Below are 20,385 nucleotides of genomic sequence, written 5' to 3' on the forward strand. Positions count from 1 at the left end.
AATAAGTCATTCCTTAATGTGGGCAAGCTTCTTCGCAAGCTCTTTCTTCATGGCGAGGTTCCCCTGGCGCGCGATCATAATGCGCTGCGCCTGCGGAGATCCCGCGCCGTGCATGGATTCCGTGCGGTACCCTACCGCCGCCGTTCCCAGCACAAGGTTTTCGATTAAGCGCAGAATCCGCAAACGGTTTTCCGTTGAGACGCCTTCTACCCCTTTAAAATATTTCTCGACATACGGCCCTATCTTCGGATCGCGCAGATCTTTTTCAGACGGCGCTGTCACCATCAGACCGCCGGCGATATCTTCCGCCAGGCGGGTGATCTCATACGGGAAACGGGTAATATTCTGCTTACAGACATTCGCCAGAAGCATATTGATCAGGTAGTTTCCGGCTTCTGTCGGGGCGCCTTCGGCGGAGCAGGCAATTCCGCAGCAATACAAGGTCTCATTCAGATGAGTCATTTCAATCAGCTTATCTTTGATATGAGAAGCCTTCTGAACGCCGTTGTAGTCCGCCGCAACAGCCGCGGCCCCAATGAGAACGTCGCCTACGCCGACCTTGCAGCCGCCGTAGCTCTGGCGGTGATACCCGGCGAAACGCTCGACCAATACGCCCGCAAATTCCGTTTCACCGTTTAAGAAGATGCGGTCGTTCGGCACGAACACGTCGTCAAAGACGACCAATGCTTCCACACCGCCAAATTCTGCGTTGCCAACATCCATCTCGGAGTTCTCCATCTTGCGGGTGTCGCAGCTCTGGCGCCCGATGACCATAAACAGCCCCTTCGCGTCCAAAGGAACGGCAAAGGAAACCGCGTAATCCTTATCTTCCGGCCCCATGGAAATGGTCGGCATGACGATCACTTCATGCGAATTGAGGATCCCCGTCTGGTGCGCTTTTGCGCCTCGCACCACAATCCCGTCGGGCCGGCGTTCCACCACGCGGAGAAACATATCCGGGTCGGCCTGCAGATGAGGGGGCAGGGAGCGGTCCCCTTTGGGGTCGGTCATAGCGCCGTCAACGGTCAGGTCGTGATCCTGCACATAAAACATGAATTTTTTAAAATTTTCAAAATAACGGGTACCATATTTTTGATCGGTTTCGTAAGACGTGCTGTATACGGCGTTAAAGGCGTCCATCCCGACACAGCGCTGAAAGCAGGATGCGGTTTTTTGTCCGCACAGGCGCTGCATTTTTACTTTTTTGACAAGGTCGTCCGTGCTTCTGTGTATGTGGGTAAAGCGGTTGATGCGGCGGCCGGTTTCCGGGGAAACAGCCGTCATAAGGTCTTCATATTCCGGCATCTGTGCCAGATCGTAAGTCATCCGTACGGAATTGAGGGACGGCCTCAGGATCGGATCGTTGATACGATCTTCAATTTTTTTCCCGAACATGTACACACACATGTCAATTTTCCGGATACTTTCAATATATTGCTCTCCTGTCATAAGCGCCATTAAAAATCTTCCTTTCCTATTTCTAAATGATAGACAAACCGCCGCTTGTCCGGGCCGGCCCGGCCGGCGAAAAAGCTTGTTTTCCTTCATGCTTCGTGCTATAGTTGATTCATTAAAGCAAGTGTTTAAAGGAGGAAAATCGAATGCCCTATATTTCCATAAGTACGACGCTGTCGTTAAATCAAACGATGCGGGAATCGGTAAAGGCCGGGCTTGGGGAAATCATCAGCATTTTACCCAACAAAACGGAAAAACTTCTCATGGTGGACTTCTCCGAGGGACATACCATGTTTCTCGCGGGGGAGGAGAAGAAAAGCTGCGCCTTTATGGACGTAAAGATTTACGGATCTGCGAGCTATGCCGCCAAAGCCGAATTTACGGCCGCCGCCTTCCTCATCCTGGAGGAAAAGCTGGGATTAAAAGAAAGCGAAATTTATATCGCCATTGCGGAATATCCCACCTGGGGAACCGGCGGAAAAATGAAATAAAAACTTCGGACGGGACAGGGCTGAATGAGCCTCGTCCCGTCTTTTGTTTATGCTGTTTTCCGCCTTGGTCCGGATCCCCTGTGGGCCGGTCTGTTTTTCGGCGCCGTCAATCCTCTTTCGGAAGGAAAGTGCCGATGTTCATGATGCCGTTCGGATCAAAGGCTTTTTTAAGAGTACGCATCATGCAGTAGGAGGTGCCGTGTTCCTGCGCCATCCAGGGAGTGCGGTACTTTCCGACGCCGTGATGGTGACAGATACTGCCGCCCGCACGGAGAGTCTCCTCCATGATGATGCGGATCGCGGTGTCATACTGCGCACGCGACTTGGCGAGATCTTTGTCGCCCAGGAACGAGAATACAAAATACAGGTTGGTGCCGGTAAGATAGCTGTGGGAAGAATGAGCGCTGATCTGGGCCAGATTTTCTATTTCCTCAGGGAAGCGGCGAAGAACGTTTTTGTAGATTTGCCGTATGTCGGACCAGTTGCCCGAAATCTCGCAGGTATCGCGCAACAGTCCTCTTTTACTTGCGCCATAGAGATCATCGCAGGTGGCGTTGCGCTCTTTGTACCATTGATCCACCGGAGCTTCTCCCAAAGGACGTCCTCCATGCTTCTTTACAATTTCATCAATGGCGGCTCCGGTTGCCTCACAGATCGGACGGGGACCCTCTGAAACAAAAAGAAGAATGTTTTCCCCTTCCTTGATATAGTTCTGATAGCTCATCTCGGCTTCCGTTTCATCATGGAGACGGACCACGGCGGGCTTCCAGCCATCCTGCATAATTTCCTTGATCGCGGCGAGTCCTTCCTCGAAGGAAGCAATGCCGTACGACCCTTTCCAGCGATAGGGATAGCTGCGGAAGATCTTAATGGTGACCTCTGTCACAAAACCGATGTTCCCTTCGGAACCCATGAAAAGCTGCCGCAGGTCGGGACCTGCAGAACGGCGCGGTACATTTTTGATGCGGACTACCGTTCCGTCCGCCAGAACCGCTTCCAGACCCACCAGAAGGTCCTCTATGCCGCCGTAAAGCGTCGAAAGCTGGCCGATGCTGCGCGTGGACACCAGGCCGCCGATCTGGGCAAGAGGAAGCGACTGGGGAAAATGGCCGGTTGTGTAACCGCGCGCCTCACAATAGCGCTCGATATATTCCAACGGTGTGCCGCAGAGAGCGGTCAGCATAAAGTTTTCCTCGTCAAAGGAAATAATTTTATTCATTCCGCTTCCGTCCACTACCAGGGACCCTTTCGAAGTTTCCGTGCCGGAGCAGACGCAGGAGCGTCCGCACTGCGGGACTACGACAACATGATTTTCATTGCAGAATTTCAGCGCTTTCGACACGTCTTCCGTGGATTTCGCCATAACGGCCCCCATGGGGAGATCCGCCTGATAGCTTCCGTTGAAGCGTTCCCAGCGGCGGTAGCCGATGAGGTCCGAGCTGCGTTCTTTGAGGCTGTCCGGATCTGTGACAAAGCTGCTTCCGAAGACTTCCTTTAACTGCGTTTTGATTTCCATTTCATTCATGACAAAATTGACTCCCTTACTTTAATTTTCACGACCGATAGAACGGGCCGCCACTAAATCCACCCCGGTGCCGCACAGATTCCGGACCAGCACGTCGCCGGCCTGTACGGGAGCCTCCGTGCGGACCCGATAAACCTCCTGCAGGCACTCGTTCAATCTGCTCTTGGGAACCTCGGCTGTGGTGATGACGGGAAGCCGACGGATCTTTGCCCCGTGTATGACCACGGAGCTGGTGAGCATACGCATGGGATTTGTGATTTCACTTTTTGCGAATTCCAAACCGCGTTTACAGCTATTGCCCGTAATTTCCAAGCCGTCCGCGGTCTTTCGCACCGTAATATGACAGCTTCGCGGGCAAATGATACAGGTAAGCTGTTTTTCATCCATGAATTTCCGCCCCCTTCAGCTCTACCGCGAGATTTCCGGAAATTTCCGCTCCCGCCTTCACGCGGGCTACCACCATTTCAGGAGGAGCCGTAAACGCTTCCCGCTGGGAAGCAATCAGGCCCTTTTCGCCCAACACATTCAACACCTGATTTTTACCCGGCTGTTTGACACGCAGGTAAAAATCGAGTCCGTCGCCCGCAATGCCCGGTCTGACTTTCTGGGGTACCACAAAATTGACGTTTTCCCCAGCCTGCACATCCAGCGGCGCGCCCTTGTTGTTTTCTCCCCTGAGGTAACGCGCCGCACCCCGGGCAGCCCGTTCACCCGTTTCCGATACATAGTCCACCAGATCGAAAACAGCCACTACATTTCCGGCCGCAAACACGCCGGGAACGGAAGTCATGAAATCCTGGTCCACAATGGGGCCCCGGGTCTTGGAATCCAGTTTGATGTTCGCCCCGAGACTGAGTTCATTTTCCGGGATCAGGCCCACGGCCAGAACCAGTAAATCACATTCTATGTCCCGCTCCGTGCCGGGGATCGGCTTGCGGTTTTCATCCACCTTCGCCACGGTCACCTTCTCCAGGCGTTCGTTTCCGGTAATATGGGTAACCGTCGTAGAAAGGTACATGGGAATCCCAAAGTCGTCGAGACACTGGACGATATTGCGGGTAAGCCCGCCCGGCGACGGCATGACTTCGTAGACGCCCTCGACCGACATCCCTTCCAAAGTCATCCGTCTTGCCATAATCAGGCCGATGTCCCCGGATCCCAGAATAACGGCGCGTTTTCCCGGAAGGTAGCCCTCCATATTGATGTACCGCTGTACGGTGCCCGCTGTGAGCACTCCGCTTGGCCGGGTTCCGTAAATGAAAACCTGGTTGCGGGTCCGTTCGCGGCAGCCCATTGCCAAAATAACCGCCCCGCACTCAAAGCGCTGCATACCGTCCTTTTCGTTTACGGCGTAGAGTACTTTTTCCTGCGTGAGCTCTAAGACGGTGGTGTTTGACCGGATGACAATATCCGTGGCCAGCAGTTCGCGTATGAACTCCTCGGCATACTGTCCGCCGGACATTCTTTTATGAAACCGCTGGAGGCCGAAACCATCGTGAATACATTGTTGGAGAATTCCGCCCAAGTCGGAATCACGCTCGATCAGTACAATCTTTTCCACGCCCTGGCGCTTGGCCTCCAAAGCCGCGGCCAAACCGGCGGGTCCGCCGCCAATGACGGCTAAATCAAATTTCAAGGTTTGCATATCGCTTTGTCCCCCTCCCGGTTGTCTTGGGCCAGGATATAGCCGTTCCGGCCTTTGAGATTGACGTCAGTCCAGGACTTTCCCAATTCCCGCGCAAGAATTTCCACCACTCTGGGCTGGCAGAAGCCGCCCTGGCACCGCCCCATGCCCGCTCTCGTGCGCCGTTTGATGGCGTCCACGGTAGTAGGAATCAGGGGGGATTGGAGGACCTCCAAAATTTCCCCTTCGGTGATCTGCTCGCAGCGGCAGATGATGTGCCCATAGCTGGGCTCTTTCTTTATCAGTTCGGCCTGCTGTTCGCGGGACAGTCTGCGGAACTGAACCGGTTCCTTACGATAAGGCTGGTAGCCCGGTTTCTGTTCCAGAACGAGACCGTCATCTTTCAAAATTCCGATTACCATTTCGGCAATGGCAGGAGCCGAGGCAAGACCCGGAGACTGAATGCCCGCCACATTGATAAACCCGCCTACCTTTCGGGAAAGGCCGATGATGAAATCCTCGGTATAATCCGCGGGCCGAATACCCACGTACATCGCAATAATATCCTGTTTTTTCAGGGAAGGATAAACCGATTTCCCACACTGGAAAGCATATTCAAAATCTTCTGCTTCCATACTCTTGGCGTCTTTGTCCCAAACCTCGACGGCGGAAGGGCCTATCAGAATATTCTTTTCGGGAGTAGCGGAAAAGCCGCCGCCCTTGGAGTCTTTGTTTTTTTCTTTCGGCATGGACGATACCGTCCCCCGAAACGGAGAAGAAACCTGTCTGTCAAACAGAAGAATACCGCCCCGGCGGGGATGAATGGTAAAAAATCGGTCTCCCGCCATCTCGGCCACATCATCGGCGTGCACGCCGGCGCAGTTAATGATGTATTTGGCGCGGATGATCCCGCGCTCCGTAACGGCGGCGGCCACATGCCCTTCCTGACGGTCAATCGCCAGCAATTCCGTGGAAAGAAGGAATTTTACCCCGTTTTGGACGGCGTTTTCTGCAAGAGCGACACAGACCCGAAAGGGTTCTACCACAGCCATCGTCGGGGCGTTCAGTCCGCCGGCCACGGGCTCTGCGGCCAGACCGGGTTCCTTTTCGATCACTTCTTCGCGGGTCAAAAGCCGAAGACCGGGGACCTGATTCTGAAGACCGTCTTCGTACGTCTGCCGAAGCTTTTTCATATCCTCTTCGCAATAGGCGACGCTGGTCTGCCCACAACGAACCATCTCAAACCCTAATTCTTCCTGCCACTTGGTATAGAGGAAATTTCCGCGGGCGTTGAGTTTTGCCTTGAGAGTCCCCGGTTTGACTTTATGTCCGGGGTGAATGTCGCCGTTGTTCGCTTTTGTAGCTTCTTCCGAGACATCGGAATCCTTCTCCACCACCGCCACGCGAAGATCGTATTTGGAAAGTTCCCGGGCGATCCCGCAGCCGCTGATTCCTCCCCCTACGATGAGGACGTCGGTTTCCCCGATAACGCCGATCTCCCTTGCTTCCGCGATACGGCGGCGATTGTCCGGCCTGTACGGATGGATGTTTGCTACGGTCAGATCGTTTACAACATTGACAACTCCGGGTACTGAAGCCGTCAAATGTCCCAGATTCACTACGTTTTCCCAAGTGTCAGCGGTTCCCGTCAAAGTGAGAATACTGTCGGCTGAGAGTGTGACTTTCACCGAACAGGCGGTAAAGCGTCCGTCGGATTGAATCATTTTTAAGATTTGTTCTATTTGTTTTTCCATTTGGAACCTCCGTTCACCGGGACGAGCTTATGCTCGCCCCGGCAATCTATGAAATGTTATGCGTTCTTTTTTCTTTCCGTCGCTTTGCGTCCGGTTTCAGGAAGGAAGAGAGTCATAACGCCAAAGACAAGGGGTGACAGGCAGCAGATCTTGAGCGCAGTCGCAAGGCCCAGGGACTGTCCCAGATAGCCCGACAGCATTCCGCCCAGGGCGCCGCCCAGTCCGTTGGTGGTAAGAATCATGGCGATACCAATGCTGACCGCCCGGGGGCTGATCCCGTCCAGCTTGTAAATAGAGGTAAAAGCCAACGGTACAAAAGCATATGCGCCGTAACCGGCCAGGAAAGACAGCACACAAAGCAAGGCGATGTTCGGGGTGAGCATCATGCCATAATAGAAGAGGGGCAGAAGAAATCCCCAGGAGCAAATCATCGGCTTATCATACCCTAACTTATCCGCGATCTTCGGGGAAGTAAGAGAGCCCACCATAGAACCGATCGGGAGCAGTCCCAGCACCAGGCCAGCCTGTGTGAGGGTAAGGCCGAGCGTATCCTGAGCGTAAGTAGGCCAGAAAGTATAGGTGGCGTTCCAGATCAGGCCGGTGCCCCACCAGCTGAGAGCCAGAAGCCAGACGGACTTATATTTGGCAGCCTCTTTCAGAGGATCGAAGAACGGAATTTTTTCTACTGTTCCCGTGGAGCTGGCCGCCGGAAGACCGTCTTCTTTTTTGCAGAAAATCGACCAGAGAACGGTGACGATAATGGAGATCACGCCCATGAACAGCAGCGTGTTGCGCCATCCGCTGAAAGAAGCAATCAGTAAAGGAGCCAAAGCGGTACCCATCATTTGTCCGGCAGGGCCGGTGAAATTTTCAATGCCGTTAACCCAGCTCATTTTTTCTTTCGGGATCAGGCCGATCTTCACAACGGCCAGCGGCGCCAAAATTGCGGCGGCAACGCCGAAAACCAGGGCGCGTCCGATAAACAGCATGGCGTAGTTGACGGAAAGTCCCTGAAGGATGAGCCCGACACTCACCAGAGTGAAGACCATCCGTATAACGGACTTTGCGTTGAACTTAGAAAGCAGCAGGGAAATCGGGATTGAAAAAAGTGCTTTCAGAATCCAGGAGCTCGCGCTGAGCCATCCGGACATTTCCAGAGTAAGCTGAAGTTCCTTTTTGATGTCCGGCATCATGATCCCAATAGAGAAATTCGCCAGGTTTACCACTATGTAACCAATCCAGACAATACCAACGATTAACCACGTGCGCCCGCTGATGCGGTTTTGCTTTTCCATAATAGTCCTCCTCAAATTCAATTTTGTCAATAGAAACAGTTAAGGGGAGAGAAAGCGAAGGCAAACTTCAAATCACATCGTCCAATTGGTGGTCCGAAGAATCGCCTGTTCCCAATTCCGGTAGTTTTTACAATACAATTCCGTGTTTTGATCCGGAGTGAAAACCTTTTCAATATGCAGAAGGTCCGGAATGTCTTTGAGCGAATACGCCCCGGTGTAGATACCGGCGAATTCCGCCGCCCCGATGGCGCTGGCTTCCAAGGAAGTCGGCTGTTCCACCTTGGTTCCCGTAATATCCGCTATCATCTGGCCAAGCGTAGATTCCCGTGCAACGCCGCCGGAAATCTTGATGCTGTCCAGTGAACGGATCCCGAAATTACTGCAGACATCTTTAATGATCTGGGCGTTGGCATAGCCGATGGATTCAACCACCGCCCGGACACATTGTTCCCGCGTGGTCCCGCCTGAAATACCAAGGAACGCCGCCCGGGCCGAAGCATCGTTCAGCGGAGCACGAAGGCCATTCAGCGCAGGTGAAAAATAGACTCCGCCAGAATCCGGTGTACGGGCCATGATTTCGTTGATCTCGTCAAAGCTTTGAATAAGATGCATCCGGTTCATAAGCCACTCCAGCGCGGCGCCTGCGGTAGGGAGGAATCCCTCCGCCATAAACCGTACCTGATCGGGTAATTTCCATGCGACAATGCTGGCATAGGGGCCCTTTCCCTTTACGCATGCGTCACCCAGATTGAATGTAACGAAGCTCCCCGTGCCGTTCGTGCTTTTAACCGACCAGGGCGTGAGACACGCCTGTGCGAAAAGGGCGCTCTGCTGATCGGCAACCACACCGGTAATCGGGATTTCCACACCCAGAATATCTTTCGTCAGGCGGCCGTAATCATCCGCTTCGTTTTTCACTTCCGGAAACATTTTTTCGGAAATGCCGAGGAACTTCAGCAGAGGGGCGTTCCAGGTCAGCGTAGCATTATCCAGCAGACGGGTGGTTCCGGCATTGGACGCGTTGGAGGCGAATATCTTCCCGCCGGTGAGTTTGTATACGACCCAAGTGTCGACAGTACCGAAACAAATGGACTCGTCCTCCATGGCTGAACGGAACTTGGGATCCTTCTCTAACTGCCAGCTTATGCTGCATGCGTTCTGCTGAGGCTGAAGAGCGTGAAAGACCTCCGGAAACCGGGTTTCAAATTCCTTATTCTGTTTCAGCTCCTCAAATTTCGAAATGCCGCGGCGATCCATCCATGTAATCATCGGGTGCAGAGGTTCGCCGGTATCGCGTTTCCATACGGTCCAGGTTACTCTCTGAGTGGAGATTCCCACACATTCAATATCATTCGGATCAATTCCACCCTTGCTTACGGCATCTCTCATAGTAGAAACAGTCTTATCAAAGATGTCCTCCGCGGATTGTTCCACATGATTTTGTTCCGGGTAGTTAAGTTCCAGTTTAGATGATGAACTGGCAACAAGATTAAGGCTGCGGTCGAAAATCATTGTTCGAACGTTGGTGGTTCCTTCATCAAGAACAAGAATGTACCTTTTCATGCTCGTATTTACCTCCCTTAAAATATAAAATTTTGTACTTTTAGGACAATTTTACGAAGGAAACCAAAATTTTGCGCTTTTATCTTTTAATTCTCCATTTTAAATGTACATTAAAATGTACATTTACTGCAAAAAATAAACTTGCCTCCCTCCTGCAAGCTTCCTTTTTCTCTCCCACTGCTTTGACAACAAGGTAACACTTAATCTAAATAAAGTCAATACGTTAAATATAATTTTGTATTTTTTGATAACAAATGATAGCTGACTTTGTGAAATACTAACATGTCTTTTTGAGAATAAGAAAGCATAGCAGTGAAAATAAAATATTTTCGGAGACAAGTATCCGAAAAGGGAGACATCGTATGCGTTCCTCCGTACACTGTGGCGTACAAATCCTGAAACGCTCGTCCGGAGCCCTGCCCTTTCGGCAAAATTTAAAAAGCGTGGATTTCACGGCGGTTATGATCGCAAGATATGCAAAATCATATGGCAATTAAAAAAAGAGTGGAAGTGATGTCGTGAAAGTGATAAAATAAGACAGTACATACCAGAATGTGATCGGGTATACAGAACACCCGGGGCCTTTGGAAAAGCGTCAACCGCAAAGACGTATTCGGACTTTCTTTGGATGAGAGCGATCCATGTTTGGTTGGAGGGATTCAGATGGAGCTGCATGAAAAATATTTGCAAAAAAACGGTGTGGTTTTAGCGAAAATTGCCCGGGAACTGTTAACCTACCGTTTGGGGGATCGCATTCCTACCATTGCCGAATATGTAGAACGTTACCATGTGGCCCGCGGAACCGTTCAGTCGGTGATCTCGTTTCTCTGTCAAGAAGCCATCCAGCTCAGTAAACATGGGCAGATGGGTTCCTATTTGGAAAAAGTCAATTATGAACTGCTTTGGAAATACAGTGGAATTACCTCCCTGACGGGAGTCATGCCGTTGCCGCTGGTCGATTCTTTACGGGGACTGGCGACGGCGGTGCTTTCCTGCATGGAGCGGGAGCATGTTCCCTGCACGCTGGCCTTTATTCAAAGCGCCAACAACCGTATTCAGGCCTTGGACGACGGACGTTTCGATTTTGCCGTTGTTTCCCGCCTGTCAGCGGACATATGCCTGGAAGAGAATAAAAAACTGGAAGTCGCTTTGGAACTGGAAGACGGCAGCTACTGCAAATCCAATCTGTTTGCCTTTTACAATCCAGAAGACCGGGAAATAAAAGATGGCATGCGCGTGGCCTATGACCCCCAGTCGCCGGACCAAAGCTTTCTGACGCTTCGGTTCTGCAAGGATAAAAATGTAAAGCTGTTTGAGATGCCTTACCGGGCTACTTTGCGCTGCCTGGAGCATGGAGACGTGGACGCCATTGTTTACCGCGAGGAGTCCGTGCTGAGCAGCCACTATAAGCTTGGTTATACCCCTATTCCTGATGGGGATCTGGTTAGAAAGGGGCTTAGGGCCGTTCTGGTGACAAACCGGGACAATTACTGGATAGGGCCTCTTCTGCGTTATTATCTGCCCCCCAACTATCTGGCAACTATTCAGAAGCAGGTTGAAAGCGGACGTATGGTATCGTATTTTTAAGCTTTACACTATGCAGGATAAATTTGTCCCGGCAAATAATAGTCCAAAACATAAGAAAGCGCGTCCTGAATCGGCTTTGAAAGCCCAATCAAGACGCGCTTTTTGTGTGTTGTTTTCAGGAAAGGCTCTTGTGCAGCAGTTCCTTCTGCACAGGATTGTTTTCGGCGTATGGCCGGCTTAGCGCGGGAAAGGCACGAGAAAGCGTTCGTGCACTCGGCTTCCTACTGTACTTCCAGCCGCCTTTCAAAGTTGCCAAGGATCCTATTTGGCGAAACAACGAAAGCAAAAACCTTGGGATCCTCCTGAAGAAGGAACCTTTTCAGAAACTGCCATTCATATTTGTTGATAACCGTCATATGAACAAGCTGTCCCTGCTGGGTAAATTCACCCCAGCCGTTCCAGCTGGTCACTCCTCTGCCTGTGAAATCCGTCAGTTTTTTACCAAGCCACGGATTTCTGGAGATCACGAATACCGTCAGCTTGATGTTTTGATCATGTACCTGATCCATGACAATCGTGGCGACGAAGGAAAAGACAAGCGAATAAGCTGCTACCTCCAGATTGAACTTCATCGCCGCAAAGAGATAGACACAGATGTTGATAAAGAGAGAGATTTTTCCCACACTGAAGCCCGGATACTTCTTGGAGCAGATCATTCCGATGACATCCGTCCCTCCGCCGGAGCCTCCTTCTCTGAGCGATAAACCCACACCATAGCCGGAGATGGCTCCGCCAATCAGGCAGTTCAGCAAAGTGTCCGAAAACAAAAGCTTTGGCGGGGACGGAAGCACCGTCATCAGGAAGGACTGAACGCACACGGCAATGACCGTACGAATCATGAATTTGTGCCCCACGGTTTTCCATCCCATGAATATCAGCGGTATGTTCATCAGCCAAGAAATAATGCCCACAATATCAAGATTCGTGGGTACGGGAATCCCGCATGCATCGGAGAGTACCCATTTGATAATCTGCGCAGCCCCGGTGATCCCCCCGCAGTAAAGCCCGGCGGGAATCAGAAAGAACCTGTAGGCCGCAGAAAACAGAGCTACACCGATCAGGACATACAGCATATGTAACCATTCGTTGATTCCTTCTGCTTTTTTCATATCATTCATGTCAGCCTTTTCGAAGTCTTGCCTATTCCATAAAAAATCGGCGGATTTAGAGCAAATGACGTATTCCGGGCCCTGCAACGCTGGGAAACGCGAGCGGATCAGGATAAAGTTTGTGTGAAACCGTTTACAGATTTTCCTCAAAGAACCGTTTCATCAACTGGAAGTTCGTATCCTCATCTCCGCCATCCACGGTAACGGTGACGGTATCTCCATGCTTGATGCCCATGGACATGAGCGCCATAAGCCTGCTCGCGGCGACGGGCTCCGTCCCGGGCTTCCCCACGGTAACAACGCTGTTCAGCGCTTTGGCGGCCTTTGCCAGAAGGCCTGCGGGCCGCGCGTGAATGCCAATCGGATCGGTGATCATATATTCAAAATGCTTCATTGTACTATATCCTTTTATCCAAAGTATTTCTGTGAATCTTTTACCCACAGCGGCAAGACCGGTCCCCTTAACCCGCCGATCCCAGGAACTGCCTGATTGCAAGCTCTTTGTCCCGATAAACGGCGCCGCCCATCACTGCCGCGTACAGGGGAGAGTCTTTCAGATTCCGCCAGATATCATAGCTGACATTTCCATCGATCCAAGTCTTCATATGGCAGGCTTTGGCGATATGCAGCGCAGTTTCCAGCATGGTCTGCTGAAAGGCCCTCTTCGGATCGCCAATATAATTGGTGACTACCAAGGCCTGCTCGGCATAGGTCAGGAGGGATTCCCAGTCGTAGGAAAGATCCCGGTTGGAGATGGCGATTCCGAGGGGGACCCCCGCGTCATGAAATGCCTTCAATACGGCTTTCGGTTCCGACAGGTGGCCGACCTGAAGAAATACGATATCCGCGTGACAGTCCTGGACGCGCTCCAAATAGTCCAGCGGACGAAACACAGAGAGATGCAGCGAACGGTAGCTGGTCGGCCACCGGGCGCATATTTCACGGCAGGTATTCATTCCCAAAGTGATATTGGGAACCGCGACACCATCCTCAACGTCGATATGGATCTGATGAAAGTTCCGATCGGCAAAGACGGCTTCTTCCTCCAGATGAAATGGATCAGCGGATGCAACCGAAGGACTTATCAGCATCATGCAGCCTCCAAATCATTATGCCCGGCCCCTGGCGGCACGGGCTTCCTGCATGAGCCTCTTCACGCGTTCCGGGTCGACAGGATTGTAGAACTTCCCGTCTACCTTGATCCCGGTGGCGACGATTGCGCCGTCGGTAACGCTGAGGATCTCACGGATCGTCTCAATCGTAACCCCATTGGCTGCCATGACAGGGGTATCGGTCGTTTCCTTGATGGTCTTTACCTGTTCAATGTCGATCGCGGAGCCGGGATTGGTGCTGTAGACGAGCATAGTGTCCGGGTTCAGATTGAACGCGAGGGTCTTTACCACCTCTTTGAGAGGACGTTCCGCCAGCTGTCTGGTCCCTTCCGGAATGACGGCGGTCATGGTTTTGCATCCCATCAGTCCCAGAGCGGAGCGGTGGCGCTCCGCCCGTCCCGGCTGCACGTTGCTGATGCCATAGACACCGGCTGCCGCGCCATGGAGAATTTCACGGATAAAATCCGCTTCTACCGCCGCGGCAAGGTCAAAACCCATCTCGGCGTTGCTGGCGACGCACACACCCAGAGGGGCCTTGATCTCCGGCTTGAGTTCGCCGATAACCCTCGCCATCGTGGCAATAGTGACGGTCTGAACATCATCGGTATAGGGGATGCTGAACTCGTTGCAGAACAGCACACCATCGATCCCCCCGTCCTGCAGGGCGTGAAGGTCTTTTCTTGCGGCGTCCAGAACACCTTGCACACCCGTCGCCGGGTCATATTTCGGATCGGTCGGCATGGCGTGCATATGCACCAGTCCGATAACGGGTTTGTCCGTTCCGAATACGTCTTTCATCCACATAATTGGTTCCTCCTATGTTATTCCTTGTTCAAAATATTATTTTTCAACAATTTTTCAAATTCGGGTAAGGTCGCACTTTCCATTTCATCGATGACGTTCCGATTTTTGATGAATCGCATCAGGTTCATCATGATGTCAATGTGCTCACTGTCGTTCACAAGCGCAAGATTCAATACGAATTTTGCGTGCATTTCCGCTTCGTCATCGTCAATCTGGCGAAAAGCAACCGGTTCTTTCAGGCGAAGCGCACAGATCGCCTGTTTTTTTACATGATCGCTTGAGGTGTGAGGGATTGCAATGGGACAGGCGTCTGTCAGGCCGGTGGGATATTGTAATTCCCTTTCCACGCAGCAATCGTAAAAGTCGCCGCAGACGCAGCCTTCCTCCAGTAATTTTCCGGCCGTGATGGCAAGCGCCTGCTTCCAGGTTGCAGCTTCTCCTTCCAGTACAAACAGTTCAGTCATTTTCAATATGTCCTTCCGTTGAATGCATTGATGCGTTTTCCTGATTTTAATGATTGGAGATTCCCAAACGAATGATTTGTATTGTTTCCTTCTGCTTTTGAATGGCGCTGAAAATTTCCGCGGTATCCTCCGGGGAGAAAACGTTGGGAATCTTAACGGCCTTTTTCTTTGCGGGATCGGTATACACACGAATCCGAATCTCCGGACTCCACTCTATTTTGCTGATATGATCCAGCGCGACGGACGTATGCCCCAACATTCCGTCGTGAAAACAGAGTTCCTTCTCGTCGAGCGTCAGGCGGCAGGTCCGTGGGCGCAGCAAGCTCAAGGCGGCGAGCATCAGCACAAATACGTATACGAGAATATTTTCAAACATAGCGGCGTAATGCAGTGGCCTTACAATCAGAACAAGCACCGCGACGGCGGCGAAAAAGACGCCCGCAGCGTAATATAATTTTTTGACCGATTCCCTTATGCAGTATGTCTTCATGATACTCGCCATCCTTTTCTTGATAAATTTTCTTACCAGACGTGAAGCAATTTGCCCAGAATCCCGACCAGCAGGCAGTTAAACTCCGCGCTGGTGCTCCCGGATACCATAGTGGAGGTTGTGTGGATAAATCCGGCGCTGAAAGCGAGTTGTGTGACGATCGGTGCCATCCAGCTGTTTACGTATGTCTTGTAGACCAAAACTCCGGAAGAGGCGACCATCGTCTTAAATACGTCGCCTTCGGCATAAAGCGAGCAGGCGCAGGTGATGTAGATCATGGAGCCGAGCGTGGAGAGCGGGAACATATGTACCCCCGGCAGGAACGCGATAGCGATCGCAATCGGGATCATGATACCGACCAGCTGGATACCGGTCTGATCACCAAGGCACAGAGCCTCGTCCATACCAATCATGATCTCGTAATCATCTCCCAGCTTCTTTTTGAAATAAGCGCGTGCTGCCTTGGAGACCGGGAGCAAGCCTTCCATCAAAAGCGAGACGACCTTCGGCATCAGGACAATGGCGGCAGCCAGCGTGACGGAAAGCGTCAGCGTACCGGCAAGGGACTGCCGGGTCAGAAGCGACAGCAGGATACCCACGAAGAAAGTGAGGACCGAGGATTCGCCCAGCGAACCGAGCTTGTCGGAAAGCCACTGCACGTCGATCTTGATTTTATTCACGCCGGGGATCTTGTTCAGAACTTTGCAGATCAGCCAGTCAATGCCCAGCAGATAGATCATATCGTTATTGCAGCAGGTCGTTCCGGGAAGCCCGTAATGCTCCTGCCATTTCGGCGCGATGTGATCGGCGAAGACCAGAACGACGACCAGCGTGGCCAGGGCGAAAATCACTGACAGGATGTACGCCGGGGCAGTGGCCATGCCAGCCAGGGTCAGTACATAGTAGAGCATGGAACCGCCGATAATCACATGGAAGTAATTCCACACGTCGATATCCATGGTTCTGGTCACGCGGATTTTGATGAGCAGAAAGTTCAGAATCATGCCTAACGGAACGATGACAAGCGCAAAGGACGTGGACCAGGCGACCGCTGACATCCCTTCCCAGCCGATATCCACGACGGTGAAGCCGGAGCCGTGGCCGTATTGCGAGTAATAGTCAATCGCCGGTTTCAAGCCCGCAATCAGCATGTTCAGAACGACGTTGATTCCAAGAAAGCCCGCGCTGACGCGAAGGCCGTTCCGCAGGGAATCAAAAACGTTCATTTTGAACAGCAGACCCATGATGACGATGGTGAAGGGCAGGAAGACGCCTCCGCCCAGATTCATAACAAATTGAACAATCGAATTAATGATTGCCATCTATCTTCCCTCCTAAATTTTCTCTTCGCTCTCTTTCGATAAGTATTAGCCGTTGGCGAGCTCAGTCAGCACATGCTTGATTTCCTCGACGGTTTCTTCCTCTCCGATCCCGGTGATCAGCCCGCCGACCTGCACGATTCTGGTGCCGGCGTCCTGAGAGTACTTGGATGTTGTAAAGCAGACATCGTACTCCTTCGCGATAGCGGGAACATCCCTGAGCGGGGCTTTGGAAACGTTTACGGGGATCCCTGCGTTTTTCGCGATCCTGCTGATTTCCGTAGCGGCAAAGGTGGATGTGGCGATACCGCCGCCGCAAGCGACCAATACATTGACGGTTTTCATGAATTTTACTCCTTTCTGCTTTTATTTGAACCAGTTTGGTGATTTCATTATACCGTGGGGATCGCCTTTGAAAAAGGCTAAAACCTTTCCGGCCGGCGAAATGTTTTGTACTGTTTATTTTTTTTGATTGATGTTAGAATGAATCATATATCCTGAACGGACGCGCCGCATGAATTCCAGAGAAAGGAGGGCGGCAAATGAATAAGCAGACATGCGAAATGCTGAAAAAGATCGTGATGTCCCGTCATAAATCGGTGCTGCTGAAAGATCTTGCGGACGATCTTTCCGTGAGCAGCAGAACGGTCTTAAACTATTGGAAAGAGACGGAAGAATACCTGGTGCAGGAATCGTTGGAAAGTGCCGTGTCCTTCGACGGAAAACGATTCGAATGCTCCGGAAAAAGCGAGGACAGGCAGCGCGTCGCAGAAGCGATCAGTCAGATGAATTTTTACGATTACCGGCTCAACAGCGAGGAGCGCATCTGGACCATATCCGCTCATTTGTGCGCAGCGGACGCTCCCCTCAAAATCGAGCAGTTTCAGAACCTTCTGTGTACGGGCAGGACCACGATCATAAACGATATCAAAACCGTCCGGATCATTTTGGCAAAGCGCGGCATCCGTTTTTGTGAAAACAGACATATCGGGATACAGATGAACTGCGGCGAGTACCAAAGAAGGGAACTGATTTTGGAAACGGCGCAAGTTCTGGGCGTAATGGAGAGCTTTCATGCCTTGGAGTTTGCCTTTAGTCCGCTTCCGGCATTTTTCTGCAAATTATTTTCGGTCGATCAATACGAGCATGGAGCAAAGCACGCGGTCGGACAATGCGAGATACGCGAGGGGTTTCATTTTTCGGACACACAGTATTATTCGCTTGTTTTCCTTGTCTGCTTGTGTGTCGGCGCCATCGTGCAGGAAAAGAGGATACAGGCACAGAGCCCCGCACCCGACGCGGTTAATCGGCTCGCCTCGGCAATATTGAAAGATCTCCCGCTGCCGTATGATCAAAACGAAGCGGCGTATCTTGCACAAAAAATCACTGCATTCGGAATCATCGGGCAGGAAAGCACATCACAAAAGAGCGCCTCCTATATTGAATTTCTTACGGATTCCCTGTTATACGCACTGTCCTCCAATTATGAGGTGGATTTTTTGTCCGATGAGGTCCTGCGGGAATATCTGACGGCGCATATTCGGAGCTGCATCAGCCGAATCAGGAACGGTGCCGCGCCGGAAAACGCTCTGCTGCAGGATGTTTTGCAGCAATATCCTTCGGATCTGCGAATTCTTAAAGACCATATCTATATTCTGGAACACGGGTTGAACCTTTCCCTGAACGATGACGAGACGGCTTATATCCTGATGCACATTCTGACCAGTATCGAACGAAAAAATCTGGATGAATGCAAGCCGAAGCTTGTGGTAACCTGCAACGCGGGGATTGGGTCTGGAAACCTGCTGTCGGCACTGATCCGCAAGAACTTTCACGTGCAAATCGCGGCCGTTTGCGCGATTCATCAGGTTGACGAGACCGTCCGCAGCACGCAGGCCGATCTTGTCGTTTCTACCATTCCCGTCAGCGCAACCTCCGCCCCCGTGATTATTATGAACGCAATTCCTTCGGAGGAAAATTTCACGGAGCTGCGGAGGAAGCTCGCAGAAATCCGCGACGCCAAGCTGCAAAGCAGCCCGACTCGGCAGGACCGTTCGGCGTCCGCAGTCATTTCGGAAGCCGTGGAACCGGTCCCTCTTTTAGGCCTGATCGATCGGGACCGAATCGCGCTCGATGTGGAGGTTTCAGGATGGGAAGAGGCAATCCTTGCCGCGGGTGAATTCCTGCTGAGAAAAGGAAATATTTCTGTAAATTATCTGCACACCATGGTCAGTCTGGTGCATCGCTATGGGCCGTATATCGTCCTTTCAAAGGGGATCGCCCTGGCTCATGCGGCGCCGGAGGACGGGATGCTCACGCCGGGAATCTCTCTCGTGCGGCTGCGCACGCCGGTTTCCTTCGGGCATGAGTCCAACGATCCGGTTTCCGTGGTGTTTGCCTGTGCGATGGGGGATAATCCCGCTTATACGGCGTCCCTGCTGAAGCTCATGCAAAAAATACGCCTCCCTGAGTTTCTGCAGGAAATTTTGGACGCGGACGATGCGGACGGGATCCTGGAAGTGATAGGGCAATGAATCATGGCTGAAATGTTTGCTCAAAAGCTTCCGGGCTTCCATTATAACCAAATTCTAAAGCAAAGGGCCGGAGCTGCCAACCCGTCGGGGTCGGCAGCTCCGGCTTCTTTTCACGCTGTTTTGCAACCATTTCCTTTCCATGATACTCCTCCATTATGCCCGCCTGCCTGCCGCTCCCACCATCAGGCTGCTTACCGCAGTGCCTTCTCCAGTGTCGGAATGGTCCGACACTGTACAATGAAACTATTTTTCCAAAGGGAAAGTGTTGAAATTTTCAATAAATTGATGAATCTGGCCGACACTTATTCTGAAGCCTTGGCAAATATGGAATAATGGGCACATAGGAGACCGCGAAAAATATTTCGTTACAGGAAAGCAAAAATAAATCTGACGAGGTAAAAACCATTACCGAATGAAAGAAAGAGGATTGTTGAAATGAAAGTGTGTGTTACAAAAACCAGAAGAGAATTTGACGACATGATGGCGCAGATGATTTTAAAACATATGATCTCGGACGCACCGCGGGTGAACCTGTCCATCACCGCCGGCATTACGCCGATCGAGGGGTACAAAATTCTTGCGGCTCAGATAAAGGACAAGGCATGGTTCGACAACGTACACTATTACCTATTCGACGACATCTACATACGCGGGAAAAAGACAAAAAGTTTCCACGAGGTCGCGCGCGGAGAAAAGCCGGAGCTCTATCCGGTGAAAAACCCTGACGCCGGCATCGTACGGGAAAATCTGGATTGGAAATTTTTCGACCCCGCGGGGGTGAAAGCGGACCACATACACGACATTACCGAAGAAAACTATGAAACCATCGATCAGGAAATCGAACGGGCAGGCGGTTTGGATATGATCATCATGGGGCTCGGCGGGGACGGCCACATTTGCGGAAACCTGCCCGGTACCGTACCGGACTGGAGCCAGACAGCACGCAAAGTACCCATTCACACGACGACCGGTACCTTTAAAATGGTAAAAAGCTGTCTGACCGAATACAATCTGACCGATGAAAGCCTGATGCCGGAATTTTACGTATCCTTCGGCCCAAAGACGGTCCTGAATGCGCGCAATGCCATTCTGATCGCGACCGGACCGGAAAAGGCCGATATTGTGGAGAAGGTGCTGTGCGGGCCTGTAACCCGCGAAGTCCCGGCGTCCGTACTGCAACTGCACCAGCATTTGACAGTGCTGTTGGATGAAGACGCGGCGGCGAAACTGCCCGCCTCCCTCCGTTAACAGCCGAGGCC

20 protein-coding genes are annotated in these 20,385 nt (G+C 51.8%); 4 read left to right on the plus strand and 16 right to left on the minus strand.

What is annotated here, in order from left to right; all coding sequences use genetic code 11:
* Positions 1 to 6: 6 nt before the first annotated feature.
* Positions 7 to 1,458, minus strand: coding sequence for a 4-hydroxyphenylacetate 3-hydroxylase family protein (locus ACQGQ5_RS10000; RefSeq protein WP_455736357.1), 1,452 nt, complete (start codon positions 1,456 to 1,458; stop codon positions 7 to 9).
* 143 nt (positions 1,459 to 1,601) lie between these two features.
* Here ACQGQ5_RS10000 and ACQGQ5_RS10005 point away from each other — a divergent pair, with 143 nt between their 5' ends.
* Positions 1,602 to 1,946 (plus strand): hypothetical protein, encoded by a 345-nt coding sequence (locus ACQGQ5_RS10005; RefSeq protein ID WP_455736358.1) that lies wholly within the window; start codon positions 1,602 to 1,604, stop codon positions 1,944 to 1,946.
* Positions 1,947 to 2,052: 106 nt separating this feature from the next.
* Here the strand turns inward: ACQGQ5_RS10005 and ACQGQ5_RS10010 are convergent, their stop codons facing one another.
* The 6 genes from ACQGQ5_RS10010 to ACQGQ5_RS10035 all read right to left on the minus strand — a co-directional run bounded on the left by ACQGQ5_RS10010 (position 2,053) and on the right by ACQGQ5_RS10035 (position 9,707).
* Positions 2,053 to 3,471, minus strand: a complete 1,419-nt coding sequence (locus ACQGQ5_RS10010; protein ID WP_455736359.1) for an FAD-binding oxidoreductase — start codon at positions 3,469 to 3,471, stop codon at positions 2,053 to 2,055.
* Between the two features lie 21 nt (positions 3,472 to 3,492).
* Positions 3,493 to 3,858, minus strand: coding sequence for a DUF1667 domain-containing protein (locus ACQGQ5_RS10015; protein ID WP_455736360.1), 366 nt, complete (start codon positions 3,856 to 3,858; stop codon positions 3,493 to 3,495).
* On the minus strand, positions 3,851 to 5,116 hold the full coding sequence (locus ACQGQ5_RS10020) for an NAD(P)/FAD-dependent oxidoreductase (RefSeq protein WP_455736361.1): 1,266 nt from the start codon (positions 5,114 to 5,116) through the stop codon (positions 3,851 to 3,853). Before ACQGQ5_RS10020 ends, ACQGQ5_RS10015 begins: the two co-directional genes overlap by 8 nt.
* Positions 5,104 to 6,849, minus strand: a complete 1,746-nt coding sequence (locus ACQGQ5_RS10025) for an FAD-dependent oxidoreductase (protein WP_455736362.1) — start codon at positions 6,847 to 6,849, stop codon at positions 5,104 to 5,106. The genes ACQGQ5_RS10020 and ACQGQ5_RS10025 overlap by 13 nt, the downstream gene beginning before the upstream one ends.
* A gap of 56 nt (positions 6,850 to 6,905) precedes the next feature.
* The gene (locus ACQGQ5_RS10030; RefSeq protein ID WP_455736363.1) at positions 6,906 to 8,144 is read right to left on the minus strand and encodes an MFS transporter; all 1,239 of its coding nucleotides are present in this window, start codon (positions 8,142 to 8,144) and stop codon (positions 6,906 to 6,908) included.
* Between the two features lie 72 nt (positions 8,145 to 8,216).
* The gene (locus ACQGQ5_RS10035; RefSeq protein WP_455736364.1) at positions 8,217 to 9,707 is read right to left on the minus strand and encodes an FGGY family carbohydrate kinase; all 1,491 of its coding nucleotides are present in this window, start codon (positions 9,705 to 9,707) and stop codon (positions 8,217 to 8,219) included.
* Positions 9,708 to 10,370: 663 nt separating this feature from the next.
* Between ACQGQ5_RS10035 and yhfZ the strand changes: the two genes are divergently transcribed.
* Positions 10,371 to 11,294, plus strand: coding sequence for a GntR family transcriptional regulator YhfZ (yhfZ, locus tag ACQGQ5_RS10040; RefSeq protein WP_455736365.1), 924 nt, complete (start codon positions 10,371 to 10,373; stop codon positions 11,292 to 11,294).
* 221 nt (positions 11,295 to 11,515) lie between these two features.
* Here the strand turns inward: yhfZ and ACQGQ5_RS10045 are convergent, their stop codons facing one another.
* The 8 genes from ACQGQ5_RS10045 to ACQGQ5_RS10080 all read right to left on the minus strand — a co-directional run bounded on the left by ACQGQ5_RS10045 (position 11,516) and on the right by ACQGQ5_RS10080 (position 16,937).
* Entirely contained in the window at positions 11,516 to 12,403 is an 888-nt protein-coding gene (locus ACQGQ5_RS10045) for a YitT family protein (protein WP_455736366.1), read from the minus strand.
* A 133-nt stretch (positions 12,404 to 12,536) separates the two neighbouring features.
* Positions 12,537 to 12,797: an HPr family phosphocarrier protein gene (locus ACQGQ5_RS10050; protein ID WP_455736367.1), complete on the minus strand. Its 261-nt coding sequence runs from the start codon at positions 12,795 to 12,797 to the stop codon at positions 12,537 to 12,539.
* 67 nt (positions 12,798 to 12,864) lie between these two features.
* Entirely contained in the window at positions 12,865 to 13,497 is a 633-nt protein-coding gene (locus tag ACQGQ5_RS10055) for a hypothetical protein (RefSeq protein ID WP_455736368.1), read from the minus strand.
* 15 nt (positions 13,498 to 13,512) lie between these two features.
* Positions 13,513 to 14,319, minus strand: coding sequence for a BtpA/SgcQ family protein (locus tag ACQGQ5_RS10060; RefSeq protein WP_455736369.1), 807 nt, complete (start codon positions 14,317 to 14,319; stop codon positions 13,513 to 13,515).
* A gap of 17 nt (positions 14,320 to 14,336) precedes the next feature.
* A complete protein-coding gene (locus tag ACQGQ5_RS10065) occupies positions 14,337 to 14,783 on the minus strand; it encodes a PTS sugar transporter subunit IIA (protein WP_455736370.1) in 447 nt (148 codons plus the stop codon).
* 46 nt (positions 14,784 to 14,829) lie between these two features.
* Positions 14,830 to 15,273, minus strand: coding sequence for a hypothetical protein (locus ACQGQ5_RS10070; RefSeq protein WP_455736371.1), 444 nt, complete (start codon positions 15,271 to 15,273; stop codon positions 14,830 to 14,832).
* Positions 15,274 to 15,305: 32 nt separating this feature from the next.
* Positions 15,306 to 16,595, minus strand: coding sequence for a PTS transporter subunit IIC (locus ACQGQ5_RS10075; protein WP_455736372.1), 1,290 nt, complete (start codon positions 16,593 to 16,595; stop codon positions 15,306 to 15,308).
* Between the two features lie 45 nt (positions 16,596 to 16,640).
* A complete protein-coding gene (locus ACQGQ5_RS10080; RefSeq protein WP_455736373.1) occupies positions 16,641 to 16,937 on the minus strand; it encodes a PTS sugar transporter subunit IIB in 297 nt (98 codons plus the stop codon).
* A 197-nt stretch (positions 16,938 to 17,134) separates the two neighbouring features.
* Here ACQGQ5_RS10080 and ACQGQ5_RS10085 point away from each other — a divergent pair, with 197 nt between their 5' ends.
* Positions 17,135 to 19,126, plus strand: coding sequence for a BglG family transcription antiterminator (locus tag ACQGQ5_RS10085; protein ID WP_455736374.1), 1,992 nt, complete (start codon positions 17,135 to 17,137; stop codon positions 19,124 to 19,126).
* Position 19,127: 1 nt separating this feature from the next.
* Here ACQGQ5_RS10085 and ACQGQ5_RS10090 read toward each other — a convergent pair whose 3' ends face one another.
* Complete coding sequence (locus ACQGQ5_RS10090; RefSeq protein ID WP_455736375.1) at positions 19,128 to 19,280, minus strand: hypothetical protein; 153 nt, start codon at positions 19,278 to 19,280, stop codon at positions 19,128 to 19,130.
* Between the two features lie 281 nt (positions 19,281 to 19,561).
* On the opposite strand from ACQGQ5_RS10090, the gene ACQGQ5_RS10095 reads away from it, so the two are divergent.
* A complete protein-coding gene (locus tag ACQGQ5_RS10095; RefSeq protein WP_455736376.1) occupies positions 19,562 to 20,374 on the plus strand; it encodes a 6-phosphogluconolactonase in 813 nt (270 codons plus the stop codon).
* Positions 20,375 to 20,385 lie beyond the last annotated feature (11 nt).

Source organism: Caproiciproducens sp., assembly GCF_053840905.1.